We start from the raw sequence: 11043 nt of genomic DNA, 5'->3' as shown, positions 1-11043 counted from the left end.
AACCGTGGTTTCTCCCAGGTGTGTGCTGGGTGATAAGCGAAAGTCATCGGGTTGCCGCCCGGTGACTTTCTTCGTTTTTTAACTGTCTTTCACCGACTCTAAATGACACCGGTGTTATTTACTAGCCATGACACGCGAAAAATATGCCTTTTACCTGCGGTTACGTATGGCTAGACATATGGCAAGCCATACGTAACCGAGTTTCAGCTGTACAGGTCAGGCTGCGCAGATTTACCCTCATGAAATGAAACCCCAGGTCACGCGTGCGCAGATTTACCCATACGGTGGCGAATTATCCAGAGCAACAGGCATACAGTAATACAGGTGCCATAAACCTGTATTACTGTATGACTGTAAACCTTTATTTATTGTTGTGGACGTATTCTTCGAGGTAGTTGCTGACAATCTCGCGTATGGTCACGCCTTTTTGCGCGGCGATGACTTTGAGTTCTGCGTGAAGGTCGCGGTCAATTTCGATGGTCATCTTTTTGACGTAGTCGCGGCCGGTGGGTTGATGGAATGCACCTCGTACTGTTTTCTTCTCCGCTGCCGAGGTCGGCGTTGCGGTTTTCTTTGACGAGGTTCGCGGGCCTTGTTGAGCGCGTGCGCGCGCCTTGCTGGTGGTCACTTCATCATCTCCATAATCTCGTCGGCCACCTTGTCGTAACCATGCATGTCGGGGCCGGGGCAGTAGCCAAAGGCAAGGTGCATATCCTCGCGTAGCGGGATTTCGGTTTTAAAGTGGGGCATTTGTTCTGCATCAAGCGCTTCTCGTGCAGCATCAAGGGCGCTGGTTCCCTTCCTGGCGAACGTCAGCAGGACTGCATGTGGTGTTCCGCTAACTGCGTCGCGCAATTCCCACACGCGGGAGAGGTCGGCTGCAGCAGAACGGGTTGGAAGGATAATGAAGTCGCTGACAGCGATTGCTGCTTCGATAGCGTTCTCGTCTCCTGGCGGGACATCGATGAACATGAACTCATCGTCTCCGACGAGTGCTGCTTGTCTATCGACGCGCTTAGGGATAGACAGCTCGACCTCAAATGGTAAAGGATCGCCTCCGTCTTCCGCGCGTTCAGACCATTCCAGAGCTGAGCCCTGTCGGTCTAAATCTGTGACAGTCACGGTCTTTCCTCGGTGGGCGAAAACCGTGGCGAGAAACATCATTGTAGTGGTCTTGCCAACGCCACCTTTGGCGTTAATGGCGGTAATGATCATGGCTTCTCCTAGGTGGATGCGTCATTGCGTCTACCATTTTACAGATTTCAGTAAATACTGCTTTACAGGTCTACAGGCATACGGAGATGCAGTTTACTGTAAATACTAAACGTGCTGGTGGTGAGTATTTTAGTTCTCTTTATCGTCATGTTCTATAAACATATCGGCTAGCATGATGCGGTAAAACTCGTTTTCAATGCTCTTGTCTTCGAAGCTGAAGAAGGGAAACCATGCTCTATATAGTTCCTGGAATACTAGTTGGAATAATTTTCGGTGCTGTTGCAAAGTTGGGGCAGTAGGAAGACCGGCGTGGAATAATCAGGTCCATGGGCATCTTCTCCGGTCGGCAGTTCCCTCGTGAAATCATCCTGTGGGCGGTGCGGTGGTACTGCCGCTACGGCGTGAGCTATCGCGACCTCGAAGAGATGATGACCGAGCGGGGAGTGCCGGTCGATCACACCACGATCTACCGCTGGGTCCAGAAATATGCTCCTGAGCTGGATAAGAAGACCCGGTGGTATCGGCAAGTTCCTGACTGGCAGGCCAGGTCCTGGCGGGTGGATGAGACCTATATCCGGGTCGGGGGAAAGTGGTGCTACCTCTATCGGGCAATCACCGCCGGTGGCCAGACCCTGGACTTCTACCTCTCACCAAAACGCAACGTCGCGGCAGCGAAGCGTTTCCTGGCGAAGACGCTACGGTCGAATAAATCGGCAGGCTATCCGCGGGTGATCAGCACCGACAAGGCCCCCTCACTCGCCAGGGCAATCTCTGAGCTGAAGGCGGAAGGCGTCTGTCCATCGACGGTCGAGCATCGTCGGGTGAAATACCTCAACAACGTCATTGAAGGCGATCATGGCCGGTTAAAGCGGATCCTGGGGCCGAAAGGAGCATTCAAAAACCGAACGTCTGCCTACCGGACGTTGAAAGGGATGGAAGCGATGCACTCATTGCGGAAGGGGCAGGGCACGATGTTTGCCTATGGTCACCCGAATCCGGATGCAGTGATTGTTAGCCGGGTATTCGAGACGGCCTGACAACACAGGAACATAGCGTTGATCACACAATAAAAACGGAGCTTTCTTGGCTCCCGCCCCAAGTTGCAACAGCACCCTACAAAGACTAACTATCAGAAAAACTCATCGAGCATCAAATGAAACTGCAATTTATTCATATCAGGATTATCAATACCATATTTTTGAAAAAGCCGTTTCTGTAATGAAGGAGAAAACTCACCGAGGCAGTTCCATAGGATGGCAAGATCCTGGTATCGGTCTGCGATTCCGACTCGTCCAACATCAATACAACCTATTAATTTCCCCTCGTCAAAAATAAGGTTATCAAGTGAGAAATCACCATGAGTGACGACTGAATCCGGTGAGAATGGCAAAAGCTTATGCATTTCTTTCCAGACTTGTTCAACAGGCCAGCCATTACGCTCGTCATCAAAATCACTAGCATCAACCAAACCGTTATTCATTCGTGATTGCGCCTGAGCGAGACGAAATACGCGATCGCTGTTAAAAGGACAATTACAAACAGGAATCGAATGCAACCGGCGCAGGAACACTGCCAGCGCATCAACAATATTTTCACCTGAATCAGGATATTCTTCTAATACCTGGAATGCTGTTTTCCCGGGGATCGCAGTGGTGAGTAACCATGCATCATCAGGAGTACGGATAAAATGCTTGATGGTCGGAAGAGGCATAAATGCCGTCAGCCAGTTTAGTCTGACCATCTCATCTGTAACATCATTGGCAACGCTACCTTTGCCATGTTTCAGAAACAACTCTGGCGCATTGGGCTTCCCATACAATCGATAGATTGTCGCACCTGATTGCCCGACATTATCGCGAGCCCATCTATACCCATATAAATCAGCATCCAGGTTGGAATTTAATCGCGGCCTCGAGCAAGACGTTTCCCGTTGAATATGGCTCATAACACCCCTTGTATTACTGTTTATGTAAGCAGACAGTTTTATTGTTCATGATGATATATTTTGGTGCTGTTGCAAAGTTGGGGCAGTAGGAAGACCGGCGTGGAATAATCAGGTCCATGGGCATCTTCTCCGGTCGGCAGTTCCCTCGTGAAATCATCCTGTGGGCGGTGCGGTGGTACTGCCGCTACGGCGTGAGCTATCGCGACCTCGAAGAGATGATGACCGAGCGGGGAGTGCCGGTCGATCACACCACGATCTACCGCTGGGTCCAGAAATATGCTCCTGAGCTGGATAAGAAGACCCGGTGGTATCGGCAAGTTCCTGACTGGCAGGCCAGGTCCTGGCGGGTGGATGAGACCTATATCCGGGTCGGGGGAAAGTGGTGCTACCTCTATCGGGCAATCACCGCCGGTGGCCAGACCCTGGACTTCTACCTCTCACCAAAACGCAACGTCGCGGCAGCGAAGCGTTTCCTGGCGAAGACGCTACGGTCGAATAAATCGGCAGGCTATCCGCGGGTGATCAGCACCGACAAGGCCCCCTCACTCGCCAGGGCAATCTCTGAGCTGAAGGCGGAAGGCGTCTGTCCATCGACGGTCGAGCATCGTCGGGTGAAATACCTCAACAACGTCATTGAAGGCGATCATGGCCGGTTAAAGCGGATCCTGGGGCCGAAAGGAGCATTCAAAAACCGAACGTCTGCCTACCGGACGTTGAAAGGGATGGAAGCGATGCACTCATTGCGGAAGGGGCAGGGCACGATGTTTGCCTATGGTCACCCGAATCCGGATGCAGTGATTGTTAGCCGGGTATTCGAGACGGCCTGACAACACAGGAACATAGCGTTGATCACACAATAAAAACGGAGCTTTCTTGGCTCCCGCCCCAAGTTGCAACAGCACCTTCAACTGCCTCTGTCTAGTCTAGATGTAGTTGAACGGGTTTGTGAACACCCACTCGGCGAAATGCTCGCGATCGGCTCCTCCGGACCACTGTTCACATCAACGACCGTTTGTTGAACGGCGGTGTGAGTCAGCCCCAGCCCTGCGACGCCACGAACCGTCTTGGGCGGCGGATGCGAGGCGCAGGCCTGCCCATCACGCCGAGTCCCGTCGGACATGGGCACATAGCCCCGCGCCCGCCAGGCCGAGTGCCGGTACGAGAAGCGCGACGGCAGGAGGCCACACGGACATGCCTGCAGGGGCCTCTCCAAGTGCCTGGGCGAGGAGCATGTGGCTGGCGTTGAACGGCAGCCACGGCGTGATCGCCTCGAGCATCGGGACCATGGACGCGAGCTGTTCGATCAGGAGCATCCACGTGATCGGCGCGGCGACGGACACCGCGACGGAGCGCGTGAGGACGGCAAGCGCCGTCGCCATCGTCGCCCACAGGAGAACGACGAGGAGGTAGGCCGCGAGGTAGGCCCACCCTCGCGGCGACATGGCCAGCCCGTCGGGATAGAACGTCGCCGCGACGAGCGCGAGGCCGATGCCGACGACGTACGCGAATGCGAGGAACGCCCACTGGACCGCTGCCTGTGCCACCAACGAGGCCCATCGACTCTTCTGCGTGAGGAAGGACAGCGCCGTCGACCCCGCATTGATCTCGGTCGCGGTGTGTGTGCCGGCGAACACGATGGCCAGCACATGGAAGATGCTCACGCACTTGCCCAGATCACCGGCGTCGATCGGCCCTCGATAGGCCGGGTCGTAGACGATGCCCATCAGGACGATGGGGCCGACGCAGCAGCCGATCAGCAGCGCAGCGAAGATGCCTGTGGAGCGCACGGTGAGCAGTCGGCGCACCTCAGCTGTCAATGCTCGTGTCATCGCTCGGGCCTTTCTTTGCCATGTTCGGCTTCGGATGATCGGTCGGTGAGGCGGAGGAATTCCTCTTCCAGCCGGATCGGCTTGTCCGTCAGGGCAGTGATGAGCACGTCGAGGTCTCGGCAGGTCCGCGAGAGCGTGAGCGCGTCGGGGACCGTCTCGTCGAATGTCACGCAGAGTCCCTCGGGCAGTGCGGTTACGGGGACCCGCAGTCCGCGCAGAGCCTGCTCGACGCGTTCGTCGTCGTCGGTGCGGAGGAGCGCTTGGCGGCTGCGCGCGTGCAGAAGATCGGCGACGTCCCACTGGCCGAGCAAGCGGCCGTTGTCGATGACGACGAGGCGGTCGGCGAGGGTCTCCATCTCGCCGAGCAGGTGGGAGGAGACAAGGACGGCGTGGCCGCTCGCGGCGGCATCGCGCAGGAAGGCGCGCATCCACTCCATCCCCTGCGGGTCGAGGCCATTCATCGGCTCGTCGAGGACGATGTTGCGCGGTCTGCCCAGCAGGGCGGCCGCGAGCCCCAGGCGCTGCTTCATCCCGAGCGAGTAGCCGCCGATCCTGCGATGAGCTGCCTGGGTCAACGCGACGGCCTCGAGTACCTCCCAGGCGCGGCGGTCGGGTAGGCCGGCAGAAGCAGCGATGGTCGTCAGGTGCGCCAGTCCGGTCCGGCCGGGGTGGAACCAGGAGGCGTCGAGGACGGCTCCGACGACCTCGGCCGGCCTCGTCTGGGCGGTCAGCGGGAGCCCGTCGATGAGCACGGTTCCGGTGGTGGGCTTGTGGAGCCCGAGGAGGCATCGCATGGTCGTGGACTTGCCGGCTCCGTTCGGGCCTAGGAACCCGGTGATGGATCCGTCGGGGACCGTGAAGCTCAATCCTTCAACAACGGTCACCTGGCCGTAGCGCTTCGAGAGACGGTCGACCTCGATCATGCGCGCCCGCCCTGGGACCGGCTGGCCGAATCCGGATGGCCGTCCCGTCCGCCAGTCAGACGCCGGTCCAGCACCGGCGACGCCGCGGCGACGACGGCCGCGACGACGAGGGCACCGAGCGCGAGACCGGAGAGCACGTCGTGGACGTAGTGGACTCCGGCGGCCACTCGAGAGGCGGCGATCGCCAGCGCGAGAGGCAACGCGAACCAGGCGAGGCGGGGGACGACGAGGATGCAGGCGGTGGCGAAGGCAGCGGCCAGGACGGCGTGATTCGACGGCCACGACCAGTCCCCGCTCCCGGGGCAGCTGAGCACAGTGGCAGTGTCGACGACGCTGCAGGGCCGCGGCTCCTCGACCAGCAGCTTGACGGCCTCGCTCAATCCGTAGGCCGTGATCACGCCGAGTCCAGCCAGCGCCAGGAGCCAGAACCGCCGGCGCTCGCGCAGCCAGCACCAGAGAGCGAGGACGCCGGCGGTCGCCACGAGGGCAAGCAGACCGAATTCGGCCACGGATCCCACCGCCGAGGCCAGTGCCGAGCCCTCGGCGAGACCGGCGACAGCGGTGAAGAGGCGCTCACGCACCGGATACGTCGCGAGAGCGAGGGCAGCAAGAGCTGCGACGGCAATCAACAGCGCGGGCCACGGCACGGGGCGGGACGAGGATCTGCGCGACGTCGAAAGCGTGCGCGTCGAAGTTTCGTGAGTCATGAAATCCACGCTATGGACGCGGTTCGGCCTCAGAATCTGCCATGCGGGGCGACTCGTCTATGCCCACGGTCATACCGGCGAGGTGCTGCGCACGCCCGATCGAGGGAGGCGGCGAGCCCACGGTCCCCGGTAGAATGGAGCGCATGACCCTAATTGATCGTCCGTCTGCGCGCCGGAGCGTCGACGCGCTAACGGCGATCGGTTTCGGGGTGCTGGCCTCCGCGCCGGAGCCGGGCCTCTTCATGGCCCTGCTCACCGGCATCGCCGCGATCGCAATCGGGCTCTGGTCCAGGGGTCCGCGCGCGGGCCTGGGAGGACTGGCAGTGCTGGTCGTCGTGAGCATGGCCCGGGCCACGTGGCTCGACGGGCACTGGCTCTACGTCGCGGAGGAGTTGCCCCCGGCGCTCATGCGCGCTGGTGTGCCCTGGCTGATCGGTCTCGCCGTGCGCCAGTACATCGTCCTCGGGCGGAGGGCAGACCGCGAGCGAGAGCTGCGGCAGGTCCAGCGCCTGGCCGAGCTCAAGGAGCGCGCCACCGCCGACCGGATCGCCCTCGCGCAGTCGCTGCACGACGACCTCGGCCACTCGTTGAGCCTCGTCGCGCTCAATCTCGGACGGCTCGAGATCGACCCGGCACTGCCCGAGAGCGCCCGCACCTCGCTCTTACACGCCCGCAACGACCTCGCCCACGCGGTCGAACGCCTGGGGGACTCCGTCTCCGACCTCAGAATCCGGCGCTCCCGTGCTGCCAATGGGCGCAGCATCTGTCGATGCACTGCTGGCCCGGGCCCGCGCAGCCGGTGCGCGCATCACCGTGCAAGGACTGCCGGAACCCAGGCGGCTGCAGGACTTCGGAGGCGAGCAGGTCACGAGGGTCCTACAAGAAGCGATCACGAACGCAAGCAGGCACGCTCCCGGCACCCCGATCGACATCACCGCTGCCGACGTCGGTGCCGAGCTGCGTCTGAAGATCGAGAACGCCCTCGGCGAGACTCCTGCCGACGCGCACACAGCGGGCACGGGCCTGAGCACTTTGGAAAGTGAGCTCCGCGCCCACGGCGGAGAACTCGCCGCGGAGAAGACGGACAGTGCGTTCGTCCTCTCTGCGGTCCTCCCGACTCGCCGTCAGGAGCAGAGCACGCACGATGATCGCGCTGTGGAGGCGACGAGAGACGTCGATGAGAGCTCGACCGGCAGAACGAAGCTCCGCCAGCGACTGATTCTCGCCTCGACCGCGGCGATCGTCGTCGTCGGGCTCGCAGCGGTCGAGGCGCTGACGGTGGTGCAGAACCACCGCGCGCTGCTGTCGGCAGGGGCCTTCTCAAGCATCAGCGTCGGAGACGCGCGGGCGGAGACCGAGCGGATCCTGCCCGGCCACGAGCTGCCGGCCAGGCGGGGCGAGAACCGACCGGACGACTGCCACGACTACGCCGTGACCGCGAACACCTTTGACGACGCTGCCGGGGACGTGTACCGGATCTGCTTCGCGCAGGACGAGGTCTCCAGCACCGAGTACATCGCAGGAGGACAACGATGACAGCGACCGAGGCCCCGGTCAGAGTCCTGGTCGCCGACGACGACCCCCTCGTGAGGACCGGCATCGTCGGGATCCTCGACACCGATCCCGCCATCGAGGTCGTAGCCCAGGCCGCCGACGGAGCAGAGGCCCTGCGCAAGATCGACGCGCACCGTCTCGACGTCGCCCTCTTCGACATCCAGATGCCCGGGATGAGCGGACTCGACGCGCTGCAACGGCTCCGCTCCGACGGGAGCGCGCTCCCCTGCCTGTTCGTCACCACGTTCGGGGAGGACGACTACATCGCCGAGGCCATCCGGCTCGACGCAGACGGGTTTGTCCTCAAGTCCGGCGATCCGCGCCAGCTGATCGCCGGTGTGCACGCCGTCGCCGGTCGCGGAGCGTTCTTCTCGCCCTCGGTCGCCCGGCGTCTGCTCGACTCCGGCGTCTCGACGACGTACACCCAGTACGCGAGCGCCGTCGAACGCTTCGAACGCCTCACGGCTCGCGAGCGAGAGATTCTGATCCGGCTCAGCCAAGGAGAGACGAACGCTGAGATCGCGAAAGCGCTGCACCTCGCTCCCGGCACCGTCAAGGTGCACGTTTCCGCGATCCTGCGGAAGACTGAAGCGCGCAACCGCGTAGAAGCAGCCCTCATCGCCCTTCGCGCCGGACGAGCCTAGATCTTCTCGGGACGACGACGATCAGGCTTCGTCGTGCCGGAGCTTCGGAACGTCCGCGACGAGACCTTCGATGGTGTCTTCGGGGCGGAGACAAGCGCCGCGCAGAGGAGGTCGAAATCTGCCACGGCACCATTGTTCCCGAGTCGCGTCCGACCCTGCTCGCGCGGAGAAGGTCCCGGAGTAGATCTGGGGGCGTTCTTGTGGTCATTCTCAGAAGACGAAGTCGGCGGCTGTCTCGCCGACCTCGGCGCACATCGAAGCGACGTTGCTCGCCTCGATGTCGGTCCTGGACGTCGCAACGTCCGCGAAGTTCTTCAAAGTGTCCTCGGTGATCTCGACGCGTATCGATTCCGCCGCGACGTTCTCCAACGGCGACTTGCCGATCCACGTCGCCTCGAACGCTGCTCCATCGCCGCCGTCGACCCGCTCGAGGGTGGCGACGCCCTCGGACTTCGTCTGGCCGGCGCAGTTGACGATCCCGTAGGTGACCTCGCCCGCCTCCTCGTCGAGCACCCAGCGCTCAAGCGCGGGCGAGAAGTTCTGGATCGCGCGGAGATACTGGACATGCCCGTCCTCGACGCCCAGGTCCGCGGTTGCGCCCGACTTCTCGCCCTGGCCGCCTTCCTCGGTGCTCTCGTCGCCGGTCTCCTCGGCCGGGGTCTCCGGCTCGGTAGGCTCGGTAGCCGGTGCCGAGGGGACTGGATCCTGCGCTTCGGCATGGAACGCGGCGCGGTCCTCGTCGTCGCCGGGGTAGCTGCACCCGCTGAGCGCGAGAGCAGCGGCGGCCAGCAGTGCTGCGCCGATGGTCGTGATCGCCGCCTTCGTCATCAGACGTCACCCCTCTCGGCATCGGGCGTACCAGTGGTCGTCTTCACCTGGAGGCCCGACTTCGTCTTCATCTTCGAGACCAGGTTCGTGAACAGCTGCGGCGCGACGATGAAGGACGCGATGAGCGCCGAGGCGGCTCCGGCGATCCAGACGTTGCTGAAGATGCCGAGCGCCACCGAGAGTCCCCAGCGGAAGATCATGTAGCCGACGGTGAAGCCGAGCGCCAGCAGCGCCATCCGCCAGATGGGCGAGCGGCCCTGGAACTCCTGGAACTCGCGCCAGGCGGTCTTGAGCAGGCCGCGCGTCTCGCCGAAGTCCTTCCGGTTCTTCTCCGGGACGACAATCAGCCCCGCCTTGAGCATCATCGAGATGAGCTGCATGAAGAAGAAAAACAGGCCGGTCGCAGCCAGGTCCAGGGCTCCGGCGTTGGAGATCGCCCAGGCGGCCATGCCGACAGCGCCGCAGGCGAGCAGGGTGCCCAGCACCGTCCAGGCGTGGTTCTCGGGGCCGCCGCGGTCGAGCTTGATGTTGATGTTCTGGTCGGACATGGTCCTCACTCCTTCGTCTCGTCCAGCTTCGCGGGGCCGGAGATGATCTTGATGGCGTCGTTCGGCACGGGAGCGACGCTCTGCTGTGCCTCACCCGCCGTAGAGGAGGCCGACAAGCTGCTTCGCCATGTCCGCGGCGTCCGCCGCGATGAAAATCTCGTCATCGGTATCCAGAATCAACGCCACGGTCTCTTAGACCTCCGACCCCGACCGCCGGTTCCCGGCGGCGCCCCTGCCAACGCTTTTCACACTTTCTGGTGCCCTCCAAGACGAAAAGTCAGTTGCCGAAGAAATCTCTCTGTGAAATCTCTCTGGCACATTTGCAGCACGAAAGGCGTCCTGCGGCATCTCAGCATTCGCTCATATTAAGAGAATAGGTGAGCTTTACAGGCATACAGTTGTACAGTTTACTGTAAATGCTAAACATGCTGGTAGATAAGTCTTCTATTTCTCTTTATCGTCATGTTCTACAGACAGACCGGCGAGCATGATGCGGTAAAACTCGTTTTCAATGCTCTTGTCTTCGAAGTCCGCTGCGACGTGTTCCCAGTGATATTCCTCTAACTGGGGCAGCATCGCAGTAACTGCCATCTTGAGGTAGAAGCCGCGACTGCGACCAGTACGGGCACACAAAGTATCTAAGCGCTCAATGATGTCTTCTGACATCCGCACAGACACCACTCGTCCTGACTTGTGGGGGCCTTGAACCATGGAATTCCTTTCACTTATTGCGTAAACAATGTTTACAGTTTGCCTTGCGGCAGTGTACATATTTTTCGCAGCGGTATCTCTCCACTGTGTAAACATTGTTTACCATAGGCTCGGAGTCGATGAGGAGGGGACGGACTTT

General features: G+C 60.9%; 15 protein-coding genes and 1 pseudogene. 5 read left to right on the top strand and 11 right to left on the bottom strand.

Translation table 11 applies throughout. The features are described 5' to 3' along the window. Nucleotides 1-361: 361 nt before the first annotated feature. Nucleotides 362-628, bottom strand: coding sequence for a hypothetical protein (locus R0V12_RS11510; RefSeq protein ID WP_257046264.1), 267 nt, complete (start codon nucleotides 626-628; stop codon nucleotides 362-364). Beyond that, nucleotides 625-1215 carry a ParA family protein gene (locus tag R0V12_RS11505; protein ID WP_257046263.1) on the bottom strand — a complete coding sequence of 197 codons (591 nt, stop codon included), beginning with the start codon at nucleotides 1213-1215 and terminating at the stop codon, nucleotides 625-627. Before R0V12_RS11505 ends, R0V12_RS11510 begins: the two co-directional genes overlap by 4 nt. Nucleotides 1216-1541: 326 nt before the next feature. Here R0V12_RS11505 and R0V12_RS11500 point away from each other — a divergent pair, with 326 nt between their 5' ends. Next, nucleotides 1542-2252 carry an IS6-like element IS1628 family transposase gene (locus R0V12_RS11500; RefSeq protein WP_010889963.1) on the top strand — a complete coding sequence of 237 codons (711 nt, stop codon included), beginning with the start codon at nucleotides 1542-1544 and terminating at the stop codon, nucleotides 2250-2252. Nucleotides 2253-2344: 92 nt separating this feature from the next. Here the strand turns inward: R0V12_RS11500 and aph(3')-Ia are convergent, their stop codons facing one another. Then, entirely contained in the window at nucleotides 2345-3160 is an 816-nt protein-coding gene (gene aph(3')-Ia, locus R0V12_RS11495; protein WP_000018326.1) for an aminoglycoside O-phosphotransferase APH(3')-Ia, read from the bottom strand. A gap of 116 nt (nucleotides 3161-3276) precedes the next feature. On the opposite strand from aph(3')-Ia, the gene R0V12_RS11490 reads away from it, so the two are divergent. Further along, complete coding sequence (locus tag R0V12_RS11490; RefSeq protein WP_010889963.1) at nucleotides 3277-3987, top strand: IS6-like element IS1628 family transposase; 711 nt, start codon at nucleotides 3277-3279, stop codon at nucleotides 3985-3987. A 270-nt stretch (nucleotides 3988-4257) separates the two neighbouring features. Here R0V12_RS11490 and R0V12_RS11485 read toward each other — a convergent pair whose 3' ends face one another. The 4 genes from R0V12_RS11485 to R0V12_RS11470 all read right to left on the bottom strand — a co-directional run bounded on the left by R0V12_RS11485 (nucleotide 4258) and on the right by R0V12_RS11470 (nucleotide 7188). Then, entirely contained in the window at nucleotides 4258-4989 is a 732-nt protein-coding gene (locus R0V12_RS11485) for an ABC transporter permease (protein ID WP_066513013.1), read from the bottom strand. Continuing rightward, complete coding sequence (locus tag R0V12_RS11480) at nucleotides 4986-5912, bottom strand: ATP-binding cassette domain-containing protein (RefSeq protein WP_011867677.1); 927 nt, start codon at nucleotides 5910-5912, stop codon at nucleotides 4986-4988. The genes R0V12_RS11485 and R0V12_RS11480 overlap by 4 nt, the downstream gene beginning before the upstream one ends. Continuing rightward, entirely contained in the window at nucleotides 5909-6619 is a 711-nt protein-coding gene (locus tag R0V12_RS11475) for a phosphatase PAP2 family protein (RefSeq protein ID WP_080972059.1), read from the bottom strand. Before R0V12_RS11475 ends, R0V12_RS11480 begins: the two co-directional genes overlap by 4 nt. 188 nt (nucleotides 6620-6807) lie before the next feature. Continuing rightward, a complete protein-coding gene (locus R0V12_RS11470) occupies nucleotides 6808-7188 on the bottom strand; it encodes a hypothetical protein (protein WP_320073032.1) in 381 nt (126 codons plus the stop codon). Between the two features lie 18 nt (nucleotides 7189-7206). Here R0V12_RS11470 and R0V12_RS11560 point away from each other — a divergent pair. The 3 genes and pseudogenes from R0V12_RS11560 to R0V12_RS11460 form a co-directional block, all read left to right on the top strand. Continuing rightward, nucleotides 7207-7287: pseudogene (locus R0V12_RS11560) on the top strand (hypothetical protein); the annotation flags it as partial. Nucleotides 7288-7369: 82 nt separating this feature from the next. Then, nucleotides 7370-8155, top strand: a complete 786-nt coding sequence (locus tag R0V12_RS11465; RefSeq protein WP_320073031.1) for a sensor histidine kinase — start codon at nucleotides 7370-7372, stop codon at nucleotides 8153-8155. After that, nucleotides 8152-8817 carry a response regulator gene (locus tag R0V12_RS11460; RefSeq protein ID WP_011867674.1) on the top strand — a complete coding sequence of 222 codons (666 nt, stop codon included), beginning with the start codon at nucleotides 8152-8154 and terminating at the stop codon, nucleotides 8815-8817. Before R0V12_RS11465 ends, R0V12_RS11460 begins: the two co-directional genes overlap by 4 nt. Here R0V12_RS11460 and R0V12_RS11455 read toward each other — a convergent pair. The 4 genes from R0V12_RS11455 to R0V12_RS11440 form a co-directional block, all read right to left on the bottom strand. Beyond that, nucleotides 8814-8942, bottom strand: a complete 129-nt coding sequence (locus tag R0V12_RS11455; protein WP_255357142.1) for a hypothetical protein — start codon at nucleotides 8940-8942, stop codon at nucleotides 8814-8816. The genes R0V12_RS11460 and R0V12_RS11455 overlap by 4 nt on opposite strands. Before the next feature lie 85 nt (nucleotides 8943-9027). Beyond that, complete coding sequence (locus tag R0V12_RS11450; protein WP_066513015.1) at nucleotides 9028-9645, bottom strand: hypothetical protein; 618 nt, start codon at nucleotides 9643-9645, stop codon at nucleotides 9028-9030. Then, nucleotides 9645-10193, bottom strand: coding sequence for a hypothetical protein (locus R0V12_RS11445; RefSeq protein WP_011867672.1), 549 nt, complete (start codon nucleotides 10191-10193; stop codon nucleotides 9645-9647). Before R0V12_RS11445 ends, R0V12_RS11450 begins: the two co-directional genes overlap by 1 nt. A gap of 444 nt (nucleotides 10194-10637) precedes the next feature. Then, nucleotides 10638-10904, bottom strand: a complete 267-nt coding sequence (locus R0V12_RS11440) for a ribbon-helix-helix domain-containing protein (RefSeq protein WP_371885747.1) — start codon at nucleotides 10902-10904, stop codon at nucleotides 10638-10640. Nucleotides 10905-11043: the final 139 nt, after the last annotated feature.

The organism is Corynebacterium sp. UMB2355A (genome assembly GCF_033877495.1).
GTDB classification, from domain to species: domain Bacteria; phylum Actinomycetota; class Actinomycetes; order Mycobacteriales; family Mycobacteriaceae; genus Corynebacterium; species Corynebacterium pseudogenitalium.
The sequence above is the reverse complement of the archived record's forward strand: the minus strand, read 5'-3'. Positions and strand labels throughout refer to the sequence as shown.

Excerpts from the sequence above, each read along its gene's own strand:
- R0V12_RS11505 (WP_257046263.1), bottom strand. The coding sequence starts at position 1,215 with ATGATCATTACCGCCATTAACGCCAAAGGTGGCGTTGGCAAGACCACT.
- R0V12_RS11450 (WP_066513015.1), bottom strand. The coding sequence starts at position 9,645 with ATGACGAAGGCGGCGATCACGACCATCGGCGCAGCACTGCTGGCCGCC.
- R0V12_RS11500 (WP_010889963.1), top strand. The coding sequence starts at position 1,542 with ATGGGCATCTTCTCCGGTCGGCAGTTCCCTCGTGAAATCATCCTGTGG.
- R0V12_RS11465 (WP_320073031.1), top strand. The coding sequence starts at position 7,370 with ATGGGCGCAGCATCTGTCGATGCACTGCTGGCCCGGGCCCGCGCAGCC.
- R0V12_RS11490 (WP_010889963.1), top strand. The coding sequence starts at position 3,277 with ATGGGCATCTTCTCCGGTCGGCAGTTCCCTCGTGAAATCATCCTGTGG.
- R0V12_RS11445 (WP_011867672.1), bottom strand. The coding sequence starts at position 10,193 with ATGTCCGACCAGAACATCAACATCAAGCTCGACCGCGGCGGCCCCGAG.
- R0V12_RS11475 (WP_080972059.1), bottom strand. The coding sequence starts at position 6,619 with ATGACTCACGAAACTTCGACGCGCACGCTTTCGACGTCGCGCAGATCC.
- R0V12_RS11485 (WP_066513013.1), bottom strand. The coding sequence starts at position 4,989 with ATGACACGAGCATTGACAGCTGAGGTGCGCCGACTGCTCACCGTGCGC.
- R0V12_RS11440 (WP_371885747.1), bottom strand. The coding sequence starts at position 10,904 with ATGGTTCAAGGCCCCCACAAGTCAGGACGAGTGGTGTCTGTGCGGATG.
- R0V12_RS11460 (WP_011867674.1), top strand. The coding sequence starts at position 8,152 with ATGACAGCGACCGAGGCCCCGGTCAGAGTCCTGGTCGCCGACGACGAC.
- R0V12_RS11480 (WP_011867677.1), bottom strand. The coding sequence starts at position 5,912 with ATGATCGAGGTCGACCGTCTCTCGAAGCGCTACGGCCAGGTGACCGTT.